This is a genomic window from Segatella cerevisiae, from assembly GCF_024054555.1.
Classification (GTDB): domain Bacteria; phylum Bacteroidota; class Bacteroidia; order Bacteroidales; family Bacteroidaceae; genus Prevotella; species Prevotella cerevisiae.
Genome location: NZ_JAMXLY010000013.1, coordinates 36,440 through 59,251, shown reverse-complemented (window position 1 = coordinate 59,251; position 22,812 = coordinate 36,440). Strand labels below are relative to the sequence as shown.

Genomic DNA, 22,812 nt, shown 5'->3' with positions numbered 1-22,812 from the left:
TTTTTTAAAATGATCTTTATCTCGAACAACTCCGGGAAAAGTTATAAAATTTGGTGGACATTGAGTCCCTTGGAATTCAATGCCTTAATGATCTCTTCTATATGCTTCTCATTTTTTGTCTCCATACTCACCCGAAGGATACAGGAATTGACTTTCTGTCGATTAGCAGAGCGGTCATGATGTACGCCGGTGATATTCGCTCCAAGTTGAGCGATCACACTACAGACAGACACCAGTCTTCCTGGCTGGTCATCAAGTTCCATATCCAGTGTGCACAAGCGTCCGCTCTTTGCAAGTCCCCTGTTGATAATACGATTCAGGATCGTCACGTCTATATTGCCACCACTGACGATACAGACCGTTTTCTTGCCTTTTACCGGCACCTTATTAAACATTACAGCAGCGACACTGGCAGCACCGGCCCCTTCAGAGACCATTTTCTCACTCTCTATCAAGCGTAGGATGGCAGCACAAATCTCGTCCTCATTTACCGTAACTATCCCATCCACATATTTCTGACAAATACTGAACGTCAAGTCTCCCGGTTCTTTCACTGCAATGCCATCAGCAATCGTAGACACAGACGGCAGACATTCCACCTTGCCATCCTTCAGACTCTTAGCCATACTTGGCGCCCCTTCAGCCTGGACACCATAAACTTTCACTTTCGGGTTGAGACTCTTTAATGCAAAGGCGACACCTGAAATCAATCCACCGCCGCCTACAGGGACGACCACGGCATCCAAGTCTGGGAGTTGATCCAGCAACTCGAGTCCAATCGTACCCTGACCGGCAATGACGTTCTCATCATTGAAAGGATGTACGAAGGTGTAACCTTTCTGGTCACGCAGTTCGATGGCCTTCTGATAAGCATCGTCATAGACACCCGGGACCAGACAAACCTCTGCTCCCAGTCGTTTAGTTGCCTCCACCTTACTGATAGGAGCCCCTGCAGGAAGACAAATGAGAGATTTCACTCCCATGGCTGTTGCCCCTAAAGCCACACCCTGAGCGTGGTTACCAGCAGAGCAAGCGACAACACCCTTTGCTTTCTCCTGATCCGAAAGTTGCGAGATCTTGAAGTAAGCACCACGGATCTTAAAGGAGCCGGTCCTCTGCAAGCATTCCGGTTTCAGATACACATCCACATCAGGATTAATCTTGGAAGCATGTACCAAATACGTTTTGCGTACAACTTCATTCAAGACATATCTGGCCTTATAAAAATTGTCTAATGATAGCATGATATAGCATTGATTTACTACTGCAAAAATAGGAATAAATTATGAAACATGCACATACCTAAGCATAAAATAAGCATAAAATTTTTCAGTTAAAATATTTACTACATTTACAATTCGAACTTTTAAAGAGGCGAATACATCTGAATTAAAAGTCAAATGGAGCATTGTTTTAACGAAAGCAAAGACAGAATCCGAATAAAAGACAAAAGAAACCAATATTATTGTATCTTCATCAATCTGTTATCATTTTTTTTATTAACTTTGCAAAAAAATAGTAATCATCTAACTTTACAGTCATAAATTAAGGTCTTTACATCATGACAATTCATTTTTTAGAAAAATTGATTACCTCTGCCAACTGCCTGATGATCATGTCCCCTATTATTGGAGCTGTACCAGGTGCAGGACCTGTAAGAATCAAAGATACAACAGACGACAAACCATGGGGCATCGTAGATGTTTCCGTCTGCAACCTGAGACAATCCGGAGACTATGATGCGGGAATGGCATCCCAGGCTTTGTTGGGCACCCCGATAAAAATACTTGAAGACGGCACTTGGATGAAAGTCCAGACACCTGACGACTATGAATCATGGGTGCTTAATTCTTTCCTCTGCCGGGCAACAAAGGATGAAGTGAAAGCATGGAACGAAGGTCCTCAGATCGTCGTAACGGCCATTTACGGCTTCGTCTATAGCAAGAACGACATGAAATCCCAGACCATCAGTGACGTCGTTGCCAGTGACCGCCTCAAACTGCTGGACGAGAACGGAAAATTCTATCATGTGGCTTATCCTGACGGGAGGACCGGATATCTTCCCAAATCAGATGGCGCCATCGTGAGTGGCTGGCGCAAGAATATCAAGCAAGACGCCAAAAGCATCATTGCCACTGCCAAGACACTGATGGGTATACCCTATATGTGGGGTGGCATGAGTACTAAAGGCGTGGATTGCAGTGGGTTTGTAAGGACAGTTTTCATGCAGCACGACATCATTCTCTCCCGAGACGCCTCACAACAGGCCTATCTCGGTGCACATATTGATATTGCCCACGATTTCAGCAATCTCCGACCGGGTGACCTGCTCTTCTTCGGATGTGACGGTTGTGAAGGAAAAGACGCACGCGTCTGCCATGTGGGCATCTATATCGGAGAACAGAAATTCATACACTCTTTGGGATACGTCCACATCAGCAGTTTCAATCCTAAGGACAAAGACTATGATGAATATGACCTCAACCGCTTGCTTTGGGCTCAACGTGTACTGCCTTACATCAATCAGGAAAAGGGCATCAACACAACTGACAAGAACGAATTTTACAAATAACAGCCTCTGACCTTCAAAGGCCGGGGAATAGTGGCGAAAAGTTATGGCAATGGATCAAACAGAAAACCCTTCTATCAACATTAATCACAAAGGGAAAGACGACTATCTTAAACTGAGTTTTTACCCTTATGAACTGAAACTAAAGCATGTCTTTACCGTTTCTTCTTATTCGCGTACGACAACTCCGGACGTCCAATTAGAAATAGAATATGATGGCATCAAGGGATTTGGAGAAGCTTCTATGCCCCAATATCTGGGGCAATCAGTAGAAAGCGTCACCGCATTTCTCAAAAAGACAGATTTAAGTCAGTTTCATGACCCCTTTCAGATGGAAGATATTCTGAGTTATGTGGACAGTCTTTCGCCAGGAGACACGGCAGCAAAAGCCGCCATTGACATTGCCCTTCATGACCTCGTAGGAAAAATGCTGGGTGCTCCGTGGTACAAGATATGGGGACTGAATCGCGACAAGGCGCCTTCGACGACCTTTACCATAGGCATTGACAGTCCGGAAATGGTAAAGACGAAGACGAGGGAATGTGCCGGTCAATTCAATATTCTGAAAGTAAAATTAGGCAGTGACCACGACAAAGAGTTGATTGATACCATACGCACCGTGACAGACCTTCCCATTGCCGTCGATGTCAACCAAGGTTGGAAAGACCGCGAGAAAGCTCTTGACATGATCTGCTGGCTTAAAGAAAAAGGCATTGTCATGGTAGAACAACCGATGCCTAAAGAACAAATTGATGATATGACGTGGCTGACGGAACACAGTCCCCTGCCTACCTTTGCCGATGAAGCTGTACAACGGTTGAAGGACATAAAGGATACGGAGGGAGTCTATTCCGGTATTAACATCAAACTCATGAAATGTACGGGTATGAGAGAAGCCTGGAAGATGATCAACTATGCACGTGCAAGAAACATGAAAGTCATGGTCGGTTGTATGACAGAGACTTCTTGCGCAGTCAGTGCCGCCGCACAACTCTCTCCAGCAGTTGATTTTGCCGACCTTGACGGGAATCTTCTCATCGCCAACGACCGTTTCGTAGGTATGCAGGTCATCGGAGGAAAAATATTCCTACCTGACAGCCCCGGCATCGGTATAAGAAAGATAGAAGATTAAAAGCACGTTTCCCTAATATATAAATAGGTGTAAAGGCTGCTTGTTCCCAGTCTGAACCTATTTGAATATTCTAGAAGAAATTGATTCGGAATGAACACAAGACAAATTCTACTTATGGTCTCAGCATGTTTGGTATCGACTTTACTCCCTGCCGAAAACTACCATTGGGAGTCTGATTTGCATCACAGACTCCTATATGATTTCAACAAAACTCGTGAAGAGGTCAAGACTTACATCCGGCAGTATATTCCAGATGTTTCCGACCAGCAAATGGATAATTGGGAAAAGACGGGAGCATTAGAAGCGAGAATAATTGATGGGAAGAAACTCTATTTCCATAACGCTGCTTCAAATCTTTTCCTTATTGACCCATCCTGCCGGAAGATAAAAGAATCGAAGGACGGTATAGCAAAGAACGGGTATGAGACGGTAGATCAAACGAATGTCCCACTTATTATCCGTGAGGCCCCACACCATCCTTTACATCTGGCAGAGCCCAAGCATATGCGTATCACCTACACCATTACAGTGAATGCTGATGCCGTACCGGAAGGAGAAATCGTAAGATGCTGGATGCCTTTTCCACGTCGTGACATACAGCGACAAAAGGATGTCAAGTTGCTCAATGCCAGTGAGAAGAGTTATATCTTGTCTCCTGAGAATTCTGCTCATTCATCATTATATATGGAGAAGAAGGCGATAAAGGGTGAACCTACAGTTTTTTCCGAGACTTTTGAATTTACATCCTTCGGGAGTTGGTTTGACTTGAAACCTGAAGATATTCAGCCCTATCAAAAAGACAGTCCACTATACAAGACCTATACATCAGAGCGTGACAAGCACATCGTTTTTACGCCCCGCCTTCGGCAACTAGCCGACAGTCTGACACAAGGCACCGACAATCCCCTACTCAAGGCAAGAAAGATATTCACTTGGATCAACGCTCATTTCCCATGGGCCTCAGCACGTGAATATTCCACCATATCAAACATCCCCGAATACGTATTGGAGAATCATCATGGCGACTGTGGTCAAGTGACACTGCTCTTTCTGACGCTATGCCGCATCAGTGGTATACCTGCACATTTTGAAAGCGGATTCATGATGCACCCCCAATATGAAAATCTGCACGACTGGGGAGAACTCTATTTCGAAGGCGCAGGATGGGTACCTGCAGACATGTCATTCGGAATTCCCTGTTATGCAAAGAATGACAAAGAGACCTATTTCTTTCTGGGTGGCATCGATTCATGGAGACTGGTCGTCAATTCCGACTTCAGTATGCCTTTATATCCGGAAAAGACATACCCCCGTAGTGAAACAGTCGATTTCCAAAGAGGTGAAGTTGAATGGAAAGGAGGTAACGTATATTTTGATAACTGGCACTGGAAACTTTCGGTTATAAAATCGACAAATTAGGAATTCGTCACGAGTAAATGGAATGTTAAAAGGATAATCTTAACAAAAATCTATACTTTAACATATTTTTCTTGTTTATATTCAGAAAAAAATCAATCTTTGTACACAAAGTTTATTTAATGTTAAGTCAAGTAAAATGGCGAGTACTTTCAATTGAACTAACGATAACCATACTTAATAGTAACCAATTTAAAAAGAGCTTATGAAAAGACTACTTGCTTTGATGGTAGCAGCATTCTTGTCATGTGGTGCTATAGATAGTTTTCTATATGCTTCACCTGCACCAGAAGATGTTACACAGGATAACGCCTTTGTAAAAGGACGCGTCGTTGATGAAAAAGGAGAACCGATCGTAGGAGCGAGCATCACCGAGATCGGAAGTACAAGGGGGAGTATTACCGATGCCGACGGTAACTTCTCTCTAAAACTTGCACCCGGGACTAGGATTCAAATTTCTTACCTCGGTTATAAGACGGTGGTTGTAAAAGCTACTAACGGCATGAAAATACAGATGGCTACAGACAATGCCATGCTGGACGAGGTCGTGGCAGTAGGTTATGGTCAGCAAAAGAAAGTCGATCTGACGGGGTCTGTCGCCAATGTCGACCTGAGCCAAACCCTATCTTCCAGACCTGAGCAAGATGTTGCGAAAGCACTTCAGGGTGCTGTTCCCGGACTTTCTATAGTTAACACAAGTGGCGATATCAATGGGCAACCTACAATCCGTATCCGAGGATTGGGAACGCTCTCCAACGGTGAGAATTCATCCCCGCTTATCGTCGTGGACGGTGTACCTACAGATGACTTGACTATGATTAACGGAGATGACATCGCTTCTATCTCGGTATTGAAGGATGCGGCTTCGTCATCTATCTATGGCAGTCGTGCAGCTTTCGGTGTCATCCTGATTACGACAAAGCAAGCTAACAAAGGAGACCGTATTTCAGTGAAGTATGAAAACAACTTCGGTTGGGATGATGCTACTGTCCTCCCTAACTTTCCGGATGTACCTACCCAGCTCAATGCTGCCATGTCTGCAAAAAACAGAGCTGGGGCGGCTTCAGTAGAACTCTTCGGCATGTACTTCGATAAGCTCCTTCCCTACGCAGAGAAATGGAAAGAGCAAAACAGTGGTAAAAAAGGTTATAGCGTCATGCGCCCTTATAAGAGCGACAGTGATGTAGGCGACTACGCCATCATTGACGGTCAGCCGATGTATTATGCGGATTATGATCTACAGAAGATCTGGTATAATGACGCAGCACCTTCTTCAAGCCACAACATCTCAATATCCGGAGCCAGCGGTAAAACGACATTCTATACTTCTTTAGGATATAATTACAAACAGGATGTCATGGCATTTAATCCTGGGAAACTTGACAGATACAATGCTACGGTCAATTTGAAGACCGATGCCACTGATTGGTTAACAATCGGTACCCGCTTTAATTTCACACGTCGACGCATGACTAGTGCCAACGCCTACAACTATATTTATCAGTACATCTGGCGATGGGGGTCATTTTTCATCCCTTCAGGGATCATGGATGATGCAAACGGTACTCCCCAAGACTTTCGTGTTATTGCCATGCAGAAGCAGGCATCCAGAATTTATGACATCCATGACGTCACTAAACTGAATGCTTATGCGACAGCACATATCACAAAGGATCTGACATTAAATGCTGACTATACTTTCCAGGTAGACAACTACAACTATAGTTCCAGTAACCATAGCGTTTATGGAATGAACTGGACGGGAACGGAACCGCAATATATCGTTCAACCGTCAACTACGAATGCCTACCGTCAGAATATCAAGGTCAACAGATGGACTGCCAATGCTTATCTCAACTATACACATGTTTGGGACAATGTCCACAACCTCAGCGTTATGCTGGGTATCAACGGAGAAGACTACAAATCTGATATGTTCGATGCGCTCCGTACCCAACTTTACGATGAAAATTATCCGCAATTGAATCTCGCCTACGGAGACATGACCAAAGCTGCCATCGATGCCTCAACAGGAGACCGCTCTACAGCCGGGTATTTCGGTCGAATCAATTACAATTACAAGGACATCTATCTTTTGGAACTCAATGGACGCTATGACGGCAGTTCCAGATTTCCACAAGGAGACAAATGGGCTTTCTTCCCTTCAGGTTCATTAGGTTATCGATTCACTGAAGAGCCTTACTGGAATCACCTCCATCAGTATATCTCTAATGGTAAACTGCGGCTCTCATACGGTGAGATCGGGAATGAAGCTGTAGGTGACAATATGTTCATCTCAACAATTTCACCTGTAGCTCAAGGCAGCCTTTACTGGTTGGATGGAGATGGTGCAAAAGTCAATCAATTCAATATGCCAAGTTGGGTATCCTCACAGTTAACTTGGGAACGTATTTATACCTTTGACGCAGGTGTTGACCTGGATTTCTTCAATGATGCACTCTCCCTGACTGCAGACTGGTATCAACGGACCACTAAAGATATGCTGGCACCGGGCAATGCCCTTCCTTCAGCTGTAGGAGACTCAGCTCCTTATACCAACGCAGGCCAACTCCGGACTAGAGGTTGGGAAATATCTTTAAGTTGGCGTAAACAATTGAATAAGAGTTTAGGACTCTATGCCAATTTCAATATCGGGGATTCCAAGACAGTCGTAACCAAATGGAACAACACCTCCAAGTTGATCGGCCATACAGAAGACCGTTCTTATGCCTATCAAGGAGAAACATGGGGAGATATTTGGGGCTTTGAAACAGACCGCTACTTTACAGAAAATGATTTCAACGGTCAAAACGCAGATGGTTCGTGGAATTATAAGAAAGGTGTTGCTGACCAAACAGGCATACAAACCAACAACTTCGTATATGGTCCTGGAGACATTAAATTCAAAGACCTGAATAATGATGGAAAAATCGATGGAGGAAAGGGAACGGTAGATGATCATGGTGATTTGAAAGTCATTGGGAATGTACTCCCCCGATATGAATACAGTTTCCACATTGGCGGTACTTTCAAAGGTTTTGATTTGGACTTGTTTTTCCAAGGCGTCGGCAAGCGTGATATGTGGACACTGTCCTCATTTGTCTTTCCGGAAATGCGGAGTGCTGATCTCGCCATCTATTCAAATCAAACCAAATACAATGTCTACGATCCTGCTGACGGAATCGTGAATATCAGCGAAAGCAATGACTTCCCTTGTTTGTATGCAGGCAACGAGGTTGCCGGGAATGTAACAGCCCTCGCTTCTTACGGAGGTAGCCACAACTATTACCCACAATCCAAATATCTCGTTAACATGTCTTACCTCAGGATGAAAAATATTACCCTAGGTTATACGCTGCCGGAATTGTTTTCCAAGAAATTCTATGTGCAGAAGCTGCGTGTTTATTTCAGTGGCAGCAACTTGTTCCTGCTTCACAAAGGAAGTGGAGACCTACCTGTAGATCCTGAGATGAATGATGGCCAAGGCGGATTAGGCAATGGGACATGGGGGCGTACCTACCCGATTACCAGAACATGGTCATTCGGCGTTCAGGTCACACTCTAACAAGTACAGACAACATAAAAATTTAGAAATATGAAAAAATCTATTATATACCTACTTGCAGCGTTCCTGCTGCTATTCACCAGTTGTAATGATTTTCTCGATAAGGATCCTCGTGATACTTTCACAAACAATCCTGAGTTCTGGAATAACTCAAATGACGTGCAAAGTTATTGCAATAAATTCTACAACAACTACGTAGGATACAGTTATGGAGGTGGATCTGGTTGGTTCTATTTCACAAGTCTCAGTGATGATCAGGCAAATGCGAGCTTTGACAACTGGAGCTTTATCACAATTCCTGCTACTTCGAGTTATTGGTCGGGAGGATTCACGGAAATAAGACGTGCAAACTACTTGCTTCAAGAAATCAAAAGTTCCACTCTTTCCCAATCAGAGAAAGATGGTTATATCGCCATCAGCAGGCTGAACCGTGCTTGGAAATACTATCAACTCGTACGTGAATATGGTGATGTACAATGGATTGATTACCCCATCACAGATATTGATGATGACCAAGTCTACGGGAAAAGAACCGATAGGGATGTCGTGATGGATTCAGTTCTCAGTGACCTCAATTATGCAATTGCGACACTTCCATCCAATGTCAGTGACAAGACGAAATGGAGCAAGGAGATGGCTGAAGCGATGAAGAGTGACATCTGTCTCTATGAAGGCACTTACTGTAAATACCGGACACAGGCAGACAATGGAAAAGCTCCTGATTTGGACCGCGCAAAGAAATATCTGCTGGAATCAGAAAATGCTTCCGAAGCTATCATGAATACCGGCAAATACAGTTTGACGCCCAACTATGGTGAAATTTATAATTCCCTGGACCTGTCAAACAATTCCGAAATCATTTTCTACCGCAATTATGAAAAAGATATTGTCATGCACGGTCTCTGTGACTATACCAGTAGTTCCAGTGAACAACTAGGTATCACGAAAGATGCCGTCAACGCTTTTCTATTCAAGGACGGAAAGCCTCTGGCTACAACTTCTCTAGATAAGGATGACAAGGCCGTGGAGAACAAGAACGGCGACTATTCCATTTCAGGTATGTTAAAAAATCGCGATAAACGACTCAGTGTCCTGATCGACTCCATCATTTGTTTCAAAGGGCATGGCTGGGCACGACTAGATGAAAACGGCAATCTCCCGACTGCAGCCCAACTGATGACTTCATCTACCGGCTATACCATCCGGAAGTTTGATAACACTACCCTTGATTCCTATTATCGCAACAATGTCAGCACCAATTATACCGATGCGCCTCTCTACTGGTATGCTGTAATTCTGTTGAATGAGGCAGAAGCAAAGGCTGAATTGGGAACCATCACTCAAAGTGACTTGGACAAGACGGTCAACTTGCTGGAAGCGCGTGCGGATGTACCGAATATCACATTACAGCCTGAAACTGATCCTGCCAACGACATGGGAGTCAGCAATCTCATTTGGGAGATCCGCCGTTGCAGACGCTGTGAACTGATGACCGACAACTGGTACAGATATTGGGATCTCGTACGCTGGCACCAATTAGACAAACTAGACAGTCAAAAGTATCCAAACATCAACCGAGGAGCGAATCTGTCCAATGTAGCGAATAACACGATGACGGTAGATCAAGACAAATATATCATCGCAGCAGGCAAGACCCGCACCTTTGATCCAAAATATTATCTTTATCCTATCCCGAGCAATGAATTGAATTTGAATAAAGAAATGCAACAAAACCCGGGTTGGGAGAAACAATAAATGGCAGTTCAGGGACTCTGATTACAGAGTTCCTGAACTCTTGTTTTTTTGACAACAGGTATCAGAATTAACTTCAAATCAGAGAATAATGCTCATAATACGACAAATGATGATCCGCGGTTTCCCGCTTATCTGTGAACAAGGTAGAAATTTTCAGAAGATGACAACTCTCCAGAACTATAAATAAAAAAACGTGTGTCCATCAATAAGAGTCAGGAAAAATGACTGCACCAATCAATAATCGGTAACAAGGTCTGGCTCTCTCGAGAAAGAGAGGATCTTAGTTTCTCGAAAGAAGAAGCTGACTTTCGAGAAAGATGAAGCCGGCTTTCGAGAAACTACGAAGAGTTGCATAGCACTAATGGTCACGAGAGCGTTTTCCGATATTCATCACTCATCTCTCTTGAACACATTGAAACACCGTTCACACTCAAGAGAAGAGAAGTCTGTTTACTTCCACCAATGTTCCACAAAATATATATCTGACAATCAATAACCATTCAACTCTTGGAAGAATAAAACGTGAAAGAATGAAGAATCAGTTATTATTTAAACTCGTATTTTTCGGATGTTTTGCCCCAGTGGCCATCCATGCACAGACCTCAACCAAGGCAGAATACCCAGTTGTAGAAAGCATACTCAACAGTTATACAAAAGGTGTGCAGACAGGAAAGATCAAAGTAAACTCCATTGTATCTACTAACGACACACTGAACATCTTCACTTCCGACAACTTCTCGTACGTCCCTTTCAGAAACGAGAATTACACCAGCCTCATCCAAAAGTTGAAAGATTCACTATCCTCCCAATATACCTTTAAAGGCATACGACTTTTCACGGATAACAAGTCCGTAGCTGACTTGATTCCCCGGTCCTGCCTGCCATCTAAATCTAAGCGACCGGCTTTTACCAATCCTTCCGATATCCCTCTTGTCACCAATCTTAACCGGCCTTATACACCGACACGAGGATTGAGCGGAAGGCATATCGCAATGTGGCCAAGCCACGGCACATACTACGAATTAGGCCTTCAACGATGGGAATGGCAACGCGCCCGCATGCTGCAGACTGTCGAAGACAAGTATACCGAGAGTTACGTACTGCCCTACCTTGTACCCATGCTGGAAAATGCCGGAGCCATCGTGATGCTGCCCCGGGAAAGAGATACTAATCCTTATGAAGTCATCGTAGACAACGATGGTCACGAAGCAACCTCACCCTATCAAGAAATCAATGGACGTCTCCCATGGAAAGAGGGGACAACTTCCGGATTTGCCTACCTAAGGAAGACCTATAAGGATTTCGAAAATCCCTTTACAGAAGGCACTTACCGAGAGACAGAAACCGTAAACAAGAAAAAAGATGCCGGTACGATAACGTGGACGCCGGACATTCCCAAAGACAGAGACTATGCCGTTTACGTCTCTTATAAATCACTCCCCAACAGCACGACCCAGGCAAGATATACCGTATACCACAAAGACGGAAAGACTACTTTCTCCGTTAATCAGACCATGGGTGGCGGAACTTGGATTTATTTAGGTACCTTTGCCTTTAGAAAAGGAAGACAAGGAAAAGTCGTGTTGACCAACTATGCACCAAAAGCCGGCAAGACAATCACTGCCGACGCCATAAAATTTGGTGGAGGAATGGGCAATATCGCACGTCGGGCAGATTCTGACAGCATCATCCCCAATACGAAATCAGACCGCAGGACCAAGCGCATTCCTAGAAATGCCTATCAACCAAGGATCGACTACCCCTATCAGGTCAGCGGTTATCCCCGCTTCGATGAAGGCGCACGCTACTGGTTGCAATGGGCAGGTATACCCGACAGCGTCTACTCTCCCACTCACGGGCGTGATGACTATGCAGACGACTATAAAGACCGAGGGACATGGGTCAACTATCTGGCCGGTGGCACAAAAGCCGTTCCCGACTATAAAGGTTTGAATATCCCCGTTGACCTCTCTCTCGCTTTCCATAGTGACGCAGGGACAGTCTATGGAGACTCCATCATCGGAACACTCGGCATTTACGATACGCAGAAATATGACGGGAAGTTTGCTGACGGAACATCCCGAATGGCTTGTCATGACCTCTGCGATCTGGTTCTGTCAAGCATCACCAATGACATCCGCAAACTCTATGAACCTAAATGGACGAGAAGGGGCATGTGGGATGCCAGTTACTTTGAAGCCTGGGAGCCGCGTGTTCCTGCGATGCTTCTGGAACTCCTGTCGCACGAAAATTTTGCGGACCTGCGCTATGGACTCGATCCCCGCTTCCAGTTTAGTGTGAGTCGTGCTGTCTATAAAGGCATCCTCCGTTTCCTCAGTGATGAATATGGCTACAAATACGTTGTCCAGCCCTTGCCAGTAGACCACTTTGCCGTTGTCATGGCAGGTCATGACCAAGTCAAGTTGACCTGGAAGGCCGTCAATGACACGTTGGAGCCGACTGCCGTTCCGGAAAAGTACGTCGTCTACAAGCGAATCGGAAATGGTGATTTCGACAATGGAACAGTTGTAAAGAAACCCGTTTTCGTCTGCAAGATCCCGACAGATCAGGTTGTCAGTTTTAAAGTCACAGCCTTCAACAAAGGCGGAGAGAGTTTTCCTTCTGAAATACTTTCGGCAGGTATATCTTCTCAATCCACTGTAAAACCCGTCCTCGTCATCAATGGCTTTGACCGCCTCAGTGCCCCTGATGATTTCAGGTCCTCGGACGACAAAGAAGCCGGGTTCCTCGCTGACATCGATAATGGCGTACCCTACAAAACTTCCATCAATTACGTTGGGAAGATGAAGGAGTTCCGCCGCTCCATTCCTTGGACAGATGATGATTCAGGTGGATTCGGTGACAGTTATGGCAATTATGAACGGATGACCATTGCCGGAAACACTTTCGACTACCCAGCCCTTCATGGTCAGGCGATCATGAGCGCAGGTTACAGTTTTGTATCAGCCAGCAAATCTGCAGCAGTTGAAAGAGAATTACTGAATACTGACGATTACAGTGCCGTCGACCTGATCCTTGGCAAGGAGAAGCAGACCAAACTAGGCCGTCCGGGAGTGACGCCAATCAGATTCAAGACTTTCGACACCGATTTACAGAAGGCGATTACAACCTATTGTAAGAACGGCGGTCGCATCTTCGCTTCAGGTTCATATATTGCTTCCGACCTATGGTTCAATCCCCTTGCCCCGGCTAAGGACAGCGATAAAGTATTTGCACAGGATATCCTAAAATACAAATGGCGCGTCAACAGAGCCGCCATAGACGGGAAAGTCAAATACTCCGCCTCTCCCCTGACCACCAAGGAGGGAGAGTTTACTTATTACAATACCCCTAATGAAGAATCCTATGTCGTTGAATCCCCTGATGCCATCGAACCTGCAGACTCCTGTGCCTATACCGCCTTGCGCTATTCCGAGAACAACCTCAGTGCAGGCATCGTCTTCGGCGGATCAGAACAAGACCACTGGCGTACGGTCGTATTCGGCTTTCCATTCGAGTCTCTGAAAGGAGACACGGCCAGAAATGCCTTGATGAAAGAAATTCTGGATTTTCTACTCAAATAATACTTTTGCCCATGTGCTGTAAACGAATCCAACATCTTGCCCAATTCTGCATCGCAGTCCTGTTCCTCTTCCTCAGCCCTTTCCAGGCAAAGGGAGGAGAGCCTTTCCGTTTCATCGAACTCACTGATATTCATATCAATGCCAAGGAAACAAGCGCAATAGAAGATCTGCGGCATACTGTGGATCAGATCAATGCCTCGGACAGCATCGATTTCATCCTGGTGACCGGTGATATTGCCGATGAAGGGGACCGAGCTTCATTGCTGGAAGCTAAGAAAGAACTCGACCGGTTGAAGAGACCTTACTACATCGTCATGGGGAATCATGACCAGAAATGGAGTGAGAGCGGATGCATGGATTTCAAGAATATCTTCGGATACGAACGTTTCAAACTGGTACACAAGGGTTATCTCTTTCTCGGTTTCGGATGTGGCCCGATGATGAGGATGGCACTCGGACATGTATCGCCTGAAGATATCGAATGGCTCAAACAGGAACTGGCAAAAAACGGGAAAGACGGATTGCCCATATTCTTGGTTACCCATATCCCAATGCTCCCACAAGACATGGACAACTGGTTCGAAGTAACTGATGCCGTACGTCCTTACCCTGTCAAGGCCTTTATCAACGGACATTATCATACCAACCATGCGCTGGTTTATGACGGCATCCCCGGACTTACGAATATTGCCAACCTCAGATTGAAGGGACAGCCATACGGGCAATACAACGAATACGACATCACCCCTGATTCCATGATCATCTATACCCATCCTGTAGGCAGCCCGCGCTATCGCTGGGCTGGGATTTCCCTCACGCATCACTACTATGATGAAAAACCGGGATCTTACAACCTGCGTCCGGACTATAGTATCAACAGAAAATACCCGCAAGTCCAGGAGACATGGACTGTCCGGTCACATGCTGCTATCTTCTCTTCTCCTGTCGTATACCACAATCGTGTATACACTGTGGATGATTTGGGAAATGTCAACTGCTATACGCTGAAAGATGGCCGACTCCTTTGGAGTAATCACACGCACGGACGTCTGTTCGGCACGCCCGACATCGGACAAGACATACTTGTAGCCGGATCTGCAGACAACCGTATCTATGGCATCGATGCTTCAAATGGAAAACTCCGTTGGCAACTCGGGACGCGTCGCCCTGTGGTCAGTGCCGTCACCATTGACAAGGGGGTTGCCTATATCGGAGCCAGCGACAGTACTTTCCGTGCCATCAGAGTGAAGGACGGGAAATTGATTTGGCAAGCTAACGGCATCAACGGATATGTAGAGACACGTCCTTTGGTAACCCAAGACAAGGTGATTTTCGGGGCATGGGACAATACGCTGTACGCATTGAACAAGAAAGACGGAACACTTGCATGGAAATGGGTCACCTGTGCTGATAAGGGCATGCATTACTCTCCTGCGGCAGTCTGGCCAGTAACAGCTCACGGCAAGGTATTCATCGTGGACCCCGAACGGGCCATGACAGCTATTGACTTAAAGACAGGCAAACAACTCTGGAGAACTTACCGCAGTAAGGTGAGGGAATCCATAGGTCTGTCTGCCGACAAAAAACGCATCTATGCCAAGACTATGCAGGATAGTATTGTCTGCTATTCTGCGGAATCAGATTCTCCTCAGGAGTTATGGGCAACTGACGTAGGATTCGGCTACGAACATGCCACTGTCATGCTGCCCGAGAAAGACGGACAGGTGTTCTCCTCGACCAAGAACGGACTGATCTTCGCCTTGGATGCCTTTACCGGACAACTCCTCTGGTCGCACAAAATCGAAAACACCCTTGTCAATACTGTCGTTCCCATCAACAGGAAAGAAGTAGTATACACGAATGAAGACGGATGGGTGGGGAAACTCGTCATCCCCTAAATAAGACTGCAGAAACTTAAAGGATCAATCATATAGAAAATATCAACCATAAAATGAAAAATCTCAAGAACCTGTCATACTGGACATGGATACCGACACTCTATTTTGCAGAAGGCATTCCTTATTTTATCGTGAACAATATCTCTGTGACCATGTTCACGAAAATGGGTGTCCCTAATGGTGAGATGGCACTGTTCACCAGTCTCCTCTATCTCCCGTGGACAATCAAACCATTGTGGAGTCCTTTTGTGGACATCATCAAGACCAAACGGTGGTGGATCATCGCCATGCAGTTGATCATCAGTTGTGCCTTCATCCTGTTGACACTCACTATCCCGCATCCTGATGCGGCAACGATAAAGGCGGGGACAACACCTATCAGCCTTTTCACCTTTACCCTGATCTTGTTCATCATCACAGCCTTTGCCTCAGCCACCCACGACATCGCTGCAGACGGGTTCTATATGTTGGCGATGCCCGAAGACAAACAGTCCTTTTTCATCGGCATCAGGAGTACCTTCTACCGGCTATCCTCAATATTCGGACAAGGCGTACTCGTCTATATTGCCGGCAAATTAGAACGCCAGTCCGGAAACATTCCCATGTCCTGGCAAGTCACGATGGGGATACTCGCTGTCCTGTTTACGGCATTGGCACTATATCATACCTTCATACTCCCCCATGCCACCGCTGACGCCCCACGTATCAGTGATGACACCAGCAACAAGGCGAAAGAGATCCTTCGGGAATTCAGGCGGACTTTCATCACCTATTTCAAGAAACCGAGTGTGTTGCTGGCAATCGTCTTCATGCTCCTTTACCGATTACCGGAAGCTTTTCTCCTGAAGATGGTCAACCCTTTTCTCTTGGATTCCCAAGCCTCAGGAGGACTGGGACTGGCGACAGATGACGTGGGCATCGTCTACGGGACTGTCGGTGTCCTCTTCCTGACCATCGGCGGTATCATTGGAGGTATTGCAGCCTCCAGATGGGGACTGAAGAAGGCACTGTGGCCTATGGCTGCAAGTATGACACTGCCTTGTGCAACTTTCGTATTCCTAGGACTCGACCATACGACCAATCTGTTCATCATCAGTGCCTGCGTGGCTGTAGAACAATTCGGTTATGGTTTCGGGTTCACAGCCTATATGCTCTATATGATGTATTTTTCAGAAGGAGAATTCACAACTGCCCACTATGCGATATGTACGGCATTCATGGCCCTGAGCATGATGATTCCGGGAATGTTTGCCGGTTATATCCAGGAGTGGATGGGGTATAAAGATTTCTTCTGGATGGTCATGGTCTGCTGCCTGGCGACTGTCGCCGTCACGTTCTTTGTCAAGCAACGGGTCGATGAAAATTACGGGAAGAATACTAAACATCAAAAAGAAGAAAAATGAGGAAGTACTTTTTGCTTTTATTCTGTTTTCTGTCAATGACTCAACTCTTTGCACAGAAAGTGCAGACAGGGATAGAAGTCCTCAAGAGCCAGAATTTCAGGATTCTGGAAGGCAAACGCGTCGGACTGGTCACGAATCCTACTGGAGTGGACAACAACTTACGGTCAGACATCGACATACTGGCCGGAGCACCAAATGTCAAACTCGTTGCCTTGTTCGGTCCTGAACACGGTTTGAGGGGCAGTGCACACGCCGGATCATCTGTAGGCAATGACTCGGATGCCATCACGCATCTGCCGGTCTATTCCCTTTTCGGCAAGAACAGGATGCCTTCGCCTGATATGTTGAAAGGAATCGACGTACTGGTCTACGACATCCAGGATATCGGGTGCAGGTCGTTCACCTATATCAGCACTTTGGACAATATTCTGAAGGCAGCAACAAAAAGCCACATCAAGGTGATTGTCCTCGACCGTCCTGATCCTTTAGGAGGGAAGAAGATCGAGGGGAACATCGTAGAAGATGACTGCCTCTCTTTCGTCAGCCAACTCAGAGTGCCTTATGTCTATGGCATGACTCCTGGAGAACTTGCCCTATTCCTCAACGGGCAACGTACGCCGGACGAGAGATGCGACCTCACTGTGATCAAAATGAAAAAGTGGAAACGCCGGATGACCTATAAGGATACAGGACTCCATTGGGTCCCTGCCTCCCCTCATATCCCGACAGCCGAAACAGCTCCCTACTATGCCGTTTCGGGAATCGTAGGCGAACTGGACAATTTCTCTATCGGAGTCGGCTACACCCTTCCTTTCCAACTTTTCGGTGCTTCCTGGATCAACGCTCATGATTTCGCCAACGACATGAACGGTCTGCATCTTCCCGGAATACTGTTCAGACCCATCTACTACACTCCTTTTTACGGTCCGGGACAAGGAAAAGAACTTCAAGGAGTACAGGTCTATTTCACCGACTATGAGAAAGCCAACTTGTGCGAGATCCAGTTTTATGTCATCCAGGAACTCCACAAACTCTATCCTGACCATGATATTCTGGCCAACGGTGCAAAGGACCGCCTGGATATGATCGACAAGATATGCGGATCGAAGCAAATCCGCCAGTTGCTGTTGAAACGACATCTGTGGGCAGACGCTGAACCTTATTGGAACAAAGACGTGAAGGCCTTCAGGGAAATTGCCAAAAGATATTATCTGTATAAATAAAATTGAGGATAATATGGAGAAAACTTCAGTACAACCCAGTCAGAGGATCCTGGCCCTCGATATTCTTCGGGGAATGACTATAGCCGGAATGATTCTTGTCAACAATCCCGGCACGATGCAGTCGTATGCCCCTCTGCAACATGCAGAATGGATCGGACTGACACCGACAGATCTGGTATTCCCCTTCTTCATGTTTATCATGGGGATTACAACTTACCTGTCTCTCCGTAAATTCAAGTTTGAATGGTCCAAAGCCTGTGCCAGGAAGGTACTGAAAAGGACCTTCCTCCTCTGGTTGATAGGACTTGCCGTCACGTGGCTTGTCATGCTCTTCCAAGGTATGGAGAACCCGCATAATGCCCAACTCCCTTTCACGGAACGCCTCTATCTTTCAACTGACACCTTCGCACATCTGCGCCTCTTAGGGGTTCTGCCCCGCCTGGGCATCTGCTATGGTCTGTCAGCCGTGATTGCACTGTCTGTGAAGCAGCAGTATATTCCTTGGATCATTGCCGTAATATTCATCGGCTATTATATTCTATTGGAATGTTGCAACGGCTTTGCCCATGACAGTTCCAACATCCTGGCCATTGTCGATCATGCCATACTGGGACCAGGTCATGTCTACAATGCCGATACTCCGGACCCTGAAGGAATATTAAGTACTCTGCCGGCATTAGCCCATGTGCTCATAGGTTTCTGCGTCGGCAGAAGCATCATGAACCTTCAGGACCTGAATGAGAAAATCGAAAGGTTGTTCATTTTCGGTGCACTCCTCACCTTCTCTGGCTTCCTGCTCTCCTATGCCTGCCCCCTCAGCAAGAAATTGTGGACGCCTACTTTTTCCCTGGTGACCTGCGGGCTGGCCTCAACACTGCTCGCCTTACTCACATGGCTCATTGACAAGAAGAAACATCAGGATAAGTTGACCCGTTTCTTTCATGTTTTCGGCGTCAATCCCCTGGCCCTCTTTGTCCTCTCAGACATCCTGCTGATTCCCTTTGGCATCATCCTCTTCAACGGGTCATCCATCCGGGTCATGATCGGAGAGCATATCCTGCTCCCCCTGCTGGGCATCAAGGCAGCCTCTCTAGTTTGGGCCGTTCTCTTTGTCCTGCTCAACTGGTGTTTCGGATACATGCTCTATAAGAAAAAAATATTTATAAAACTATGATATTATTAGCAGACAGTGGTTCCACCAAAACAGACTGGTGCCTATTAGATGATTGTCAGAACACGAAAATCATCAAGACGAAAGGCACCAATCCCTTTTTCCAAACAGCAGAGGAGATCTCCAAGGAGATCGTCTCGGCCTTGATTCCCCAACTCCCGGGAAAGGTCATCGATGATGTCTATTTCTACGGTGCAGGGTGTACAACTGAAAAGACACCTATACTGGAAGCTTGCCTGAGGAAGCATCTCCGGATAACCGGCACGTGTGAAGTTGCAACAGATATGTTGGCTGCGGCCCGCAGTATCTGTGGGCATCAGGCAGGCATCGCCTGCATCTTGGGGACCGGCAGCAATTCCTGTTCGTATGACGGCAAGAGCATCACAGACAATGTCTCTCCTCTGGGATTCATACTCGGTGACGAAGGCAGCGGAGCCGTATTGGGGAAGACCCTTGTCGGAGACATTCTCAAAAAGCAACTCCCAGAGACCATCATCAGACGTTTCGACGAGACCTTTCATCTGACAAGTGCCGAAATCATCGACAGAGTGTACCGGAAGACATTCCCCAATCGCTTTCTGGCAAGTTTCGTTCCTTTCCTGAAGGAAAATCTCAGTGACCCAAACATTTACAAGTTGGTCGTGACCCAATTCAGGAGTTTTCTAAGGCGCAATGTCAGACAATATGAAGGTTGGGACCGCTTGCCGATAGGGTTCAATGGTTCCATCGCCTATTTCTTCGAGGCCCCGCTCAAGGATGCCCTCGAGCAAGAAGGCATGACACTAGGCAGGATCATCAAATCCCCCATGGAAGGACTAATCGCATTCCACACAGGTAAAATATAACATTAGCTTATGGCATTTCAAAAAATTTCAGAACAGTCCTCGCTCTATGACAATCTCGAGAAAAAATCAATCCATGAATTGCTTGTAGATATCAATACAGAGGACAAGAAGGTGGCTTTTGTAGTGGAAAAAGCCATTCCGGAAATCGAAAAACTCGTTTCTCTCATTGTACCGCGCATGAGGAAAGGCGGACGTATTTTTTATATGGGAGCAGGTACAAGCGGCAGGCTGGGCGTGCTTGACGCCTCTGAGATTCCACCGACATTCGGCGTTCCCCCTACTCATATCATCGGACTCATTGCAGGTGGAGACGTTGCCCTCCGCAATGCGGTAGAGAATGCGGAAGACGATACGAAACGGGGATGGAAAGAGTTGCAGGAACACCATATCAATGTCCACGACACTGTAATCGGCATCGCTGCCTCCGGGACAACACCTTATGTGATCGGGGCTTTACATGAAGCCAGAGCCCACAGCATCCTCACAGGATGCATCACCAGCAATCCTTCGGCACCCATAGAGGCAGAAGCTGATGTTCCCATCGAAATGATCGTAGGGCCGGAATTCGTGACCGGAAGTTCCAGGATGAAGTCCGGGACAGGACAGAAGATGATCCTCAATATGATCTCCACAACAGTCATGATCCGCCTTGGTCGTGTAAAAGGAAACAAGATGGTGAATATGCAACTGACGAATAAAAAACTGATCGATCGCGGAACACGGATGATCATGGATGAACTGGGTCTGGATTACGACCATGCCAAACGTATATTGCTCATGCACGGATCTGTCAAGAAAGCGATTGATGCTTATCGTGAAGAGGATGACAAATAACAACGGACACGTCTATTGTGACTCGTATCAGGAAATGAAAAAACAGTTTGATTCCGAGCCCCCGATCAGACCTACTGATACAGTCATGTTAGGCGACAGCCTGACGCAATTCGGAGGAAACTGGAACAAGCGCTTATTAGGCAGGGATGAGGGGCCATATATCAATCGCGGGATTGCAGGCGATGATACGGATGGCATCTATGACCGGCTCTATCAGGTACTGCCTTTCCATCCGACTGCCATCATCTTTCTCGCTGGCATCAATGATATTTCACACGATGATGAACCGCAGGAAGTGGCGAATGGTATCTTCAGGATATGCGCTGAAATACGCCGGCAGTCTCCTAGTACGAAAGTCCTACTGCAAAGTTTACTTCCGATCAATGTGAGTTTCCATCAATGGAAACTTCTGGAGAGGAAGACCGATACAGTCGTTGAAGTCAATACACTGCTCCATCAGAAGGCAGAAGAAAAAGGCGTTTCCTTCCTCAATCTTTTCCCGCTTTTCACCCTACCCGACTCAAATGTCATGCGACCGGAACTGACTGTCGACGGCCTTCATCTGACAGAAAAGGGCTATGCAATATGGGTAACGGCACTGAAGAAAATACTGGGTCTACCTTGACAACATCCCGGTTTTCAAATCTTATCTCCCTGCAATATCGATGAGTTTTATCACAGATAACGGGGATAACCTCTTGAGAAAACAAGAGAAGATCTGCCTTTAGTTCCAAAAATACGATGACTTGAAAACGCAACAAACAAAAGATCAAATATTCTGCTGAGAGTTGCAATATACCGCCACTTGCCGACCAAGTAACCGGTAATCACCACCTGCTCCTCAGCATTTCTGTCGTAGAGACAAATCAAGGACAAGTCAAAAACAAATCCGTTCCCTCCCGTTCCCTTCTCGTTCCCTGTACGTTCCCTCCTCGTTCCCTATTTGGGCTTTTGGTGGACAAAACGGTTATGTTAATCTGTTGACGTGCGTTATTAGGGTGTAAGGACGTACGTTATTAGGGGCTCATGTCGTACGTCTTGACAGTGTAAGGACGTACGTGAACAGAACCTCATAAAGCACGTGAACAGAACCTCATAAAACTTATCAATAAAACCTCATGGAACTCATCAACAGAACCTGATAAAACGGTGAACAGAACGTATAGTCGTACAGCACACAATGAATGGATAAGTACCAACGACATGAAAGGACGTGCATCTTCAGATACAAAGACGTGCACCGACAGGAACGAAAAACGTCAAACTCTGTCAGACGAGAGTAAAATCATTTTCCGTAATGATGCAAAACCAACTGCAGACCAGTTTTCCATGATCCCTGCAAGAACCAGACTATTTGCAATATCACTCGATTCCATTAGTCAACGACCGATTAGGAGAGTTAAATGTACTCCGGACA

Annotated in this window: 13 protein-coding genes and 1 pseudogene; 13 read left to right on the top strand and 1 reads right to left on the bottom strand. The window is 46.1% G+C overall.

From position 1 onward, the window contains the following. Positions 1–41: 41 nt before the first annotated feature. Complete coding sequence (gene ilvA / locus NG821_RS05135; protein ID WP_252760587.1) at positions 42–1,244, bottom strand: threonine ammonia-lyase; 1,203 nt, start codon at positions 1,242–1,244, stop codon at positions 42–44. A gap of 317 nt (positions 1,245–1,561) precedes the next feature. On the opposite strand from ilvA, the gene NG821_RS05130 reads away from it, so the two are divergent. The 13 genes and pseudogenes from NG821_RS05130 to NG821_RS05070 all read left to right on the top strand — a co-directional run bounded on the left by NG821_RS05130 (position 1,562) and on the right by NG821_RS05070 (position 22,020). Then, entirely contained in the window at positions 1,562–2,572 is a 1,011-nt protein-coding gene (locus NG821_RS05130; RefSeq protein WP_252760586.1) for a C40 family peptidase, read from the top strand. A 70-nt stretch (positions 2,573–2,642) separates the two neighbouring features. Beyond that, positions 2,643–3,701, top strand: a pseudogene (locus NG821_RS05125) (dipeptide epimerase); the annotation flags it as partial. A gap of 90 nt (positions 3,702–3,791) precedes the next feature. Continuing rightward, a complete protein-coding gene (locus NG821_RS05120; protein WP_252760584.1) occupies positions 3,792–5,120 on the top strand; it encodes a transglutaminase-like domain-containing protein in 1,329 nt (442 codons plus the stop codon). A gap of 202 nt (positions 5,121–5,322) precedes the next feature. Continuing rightward, positions 5,323–8,682, top strand: coding sequence for a SusC/RagA family TonB-linked outer membrane protein (locus NG821_RS05115; RefSeq protein ID WP_252760583.1), 3,360 nt, complete (start codon positions 5,323–5,325; stop codon positions 8,680–8,682). 30 nt (positions 8,683–8,712) lie between these two features. Then, positions 8,713–10,437, top strand: coding sequence for a RagB/SusD family nutrient uptake outer membrane protein (locus tag NG821_RS05110; protein WP_252760582.1), 1,725 nt, complete (start codon positions 8,713–8,715; stop codon positions 10,435–10,437). A gap of 530 nt (positions 10,438–10,967) precedes the next feature. Beyond that, positions 10,968–14,021, top strand: coding sequence for a golvesin C-terminal-like domain-containing protein (locus NG821_RS05105; RefSeq protein ID WP_252760581.1), 3,054 nt, complete (start codon positions 10,968–10,970; stop codon positions 14,019–14,021). Positions 14,022–14,032: 11 nt separating this feature from the next. After that, on the top strand, positions 14,033–15,919 hold the full coding sequence (locus tag NG821_RS05100) for an outer membrane protein assembly factor BamB family protein (protein WP_252760580.1): 1,887 nt from the start codon (positions 14,033–14,035) through the stop codon (positions 15,917–15,919). 53 nt (positions 15,920–15,972) lie between these two features. Continuing rightward, entirely contained in the window at positions 15,973–17,322 is a 1,350-nt protein-coding gene (locus tag NG821_RS05095) for an MFS transporter (protein WP_252760579.1), read from the top strand. Beyond that, positions 17,319–18,545 (top strand): exo-beta-N-acetylmuramidase NamZ family protein, encoded by a 1,227-nt coding sequence (locus tag NG821_RS05090; RefSeq protein ID WP_252760578.1) that lies wholly within the window; start codon positions 17,319–17,321, stop codon positions 18,543–18,545. The genes NG821_RS05095 and NG821_RS05090 overlap by 4 nt, the downstream gene beginning before the upstream one ends. A 13-nt stretch (positions 18,546–18,558) precedes the next feature. Next, complete coding sequence (locus tag NG821_RS05085; RefSeq protein WP_252760577.1) at positions 18,559–19,719, top strand: acyltransferase family protein; 1,161 nt, start codon at positions 18,559–18,561, stop codon at positions 19,717–19,719. Beyond that, on the top strand, positions 19,716–20,561 hold the full coding sequence (locus NG821_RS05080; protein ID WP_252760576.1) for an ATPase: 846 nt from the start codon (positions 19,716–19,718) through the stop codon (positions 20,559–20,561). Before NG821_RS05085 ends, NG821_RS05080 begins: the two co-directional genes overlap by 4 nt. 9 nt (positions 20,562–20,570) lie before the next feature. Further along, positions 20,571–21,395: an N-acetylmuramic acid 6-phosphate etherase gene (gene murQ / locus NG821_RS05075; protein ID WP_252760575.1), complete on the top strand. Its 825-nt coding sequence runs from the start codon at positions 20,571–20,573 to the stop codon at positions 21,393–21,395. Continuing rightward, positions 21,385–22,020: a GDSL-type esterase/lipase family protein gene (locus tag NG821_RS05070; RefSeq protein ID WP_252760574.1), complete on the top strand. Its 636-nt coding sequence runs from the start codon at positions 21,385–21,387 to the stop codon at positions 22,018–22,020. Before murQ ends, NG821_RS05070 begins: the two co-directional genes overlap by 11 nt. The last annotated feature ends 792 nt before the right edge of the window (positions 22,021–22,812 follow it).

Excerpts from the sequence above, each read along its gene's own strand:
- NG821_RS05115 (WP_252760583.1), top strand. The coding sequence starts at position 5,323 with ATGAAAAGACTACTTGCTTTGATGGTAGCAGCATTCTTGTCATGTGGT.
- NG821_RS05080 (WP_252760576.1), top strand. The coding sequence starts at position 19,716 with ATGATATTATTAGCAGACAGTGGTTCCACCAAAACAGACTGGTGCCTA.
- NG821_RS05070 (WP_252760574.1), top strand. The coding sequence starts at position 21,385 with ATGACAAATAACAACGGACACGTCTATTGTGACTCGTATCAGGAAATG.
- NG821_RS05110 (WP_252760582.1), top strand. The coding sequence starts at position 8,713 with ATGAAAAAATCTATTATATACCTACTTGCAGCGTTCCTGCTGCTATTC.
- ilvA (WP_252760587.1), bottom strand. The coding sequence starts at position 1,244 with ATGCTATCATTAGACAATTTTTATAAGGCCAGATATGTCTTGAATGAA.
- NG821_RS05105 (WP_252760581.1), top strand. The coding sequence starts at position 10,968 with ATGAAGAATCAGTTATTATTTAAACTCGTATTTTTCGGATGTTTTGCC.
- NG821_RS05085 (WP_252760577.1), top strand. The coding sequence starts at position 18,559 with ATGGAGAAAACTTCAGTACAACCCAGTCAGAGGATCCTGGCCCTCGAT.
- murQ (WP_252760575.1), top strand. The coding sequence starts at position 20,571 with ATGGCATTTCAAAAAATTTCAGAACAGTCCTCGCTCTATGACAATCTC.
- NG821_RS05090 (WP_252760578.1), top strand. The coding sequence starts at position 17,319 with ATGAGGAAGTACTTTTTGCTTTTATTCTGTTTTCTGTCAATGACTCAA.
- NG821_RS05100 (WP_252760580.1), top strand. The coding sequence starts at position 14,033 with ATGTGCTGTAAACGAATCCAACATCTTGCCCAATTCTGCATCGCAGTC.
- NG821_RS05095 (WP_252760579.1), top strand. The coding sequence starts at position 15,973 with ATGAAAAATCTCAAGAACCTGTCATACTGGACATGGATACCGACACTC.
- NG821_RS05130 (WP_252760586.1), top strand. The coding sequence starts at position 1,562 with ATGACAATTCATTTTTTAGAAAAATTGATTACCTCTGCCAACTGCCTG.
- NG821_RS05120 (WP_252760584.1), top strand. The coding sequence starts at position 3,792 with ATGAACACAAGACAAATTCTACTTATGGTCTCAGCATGTTTGGTATCG.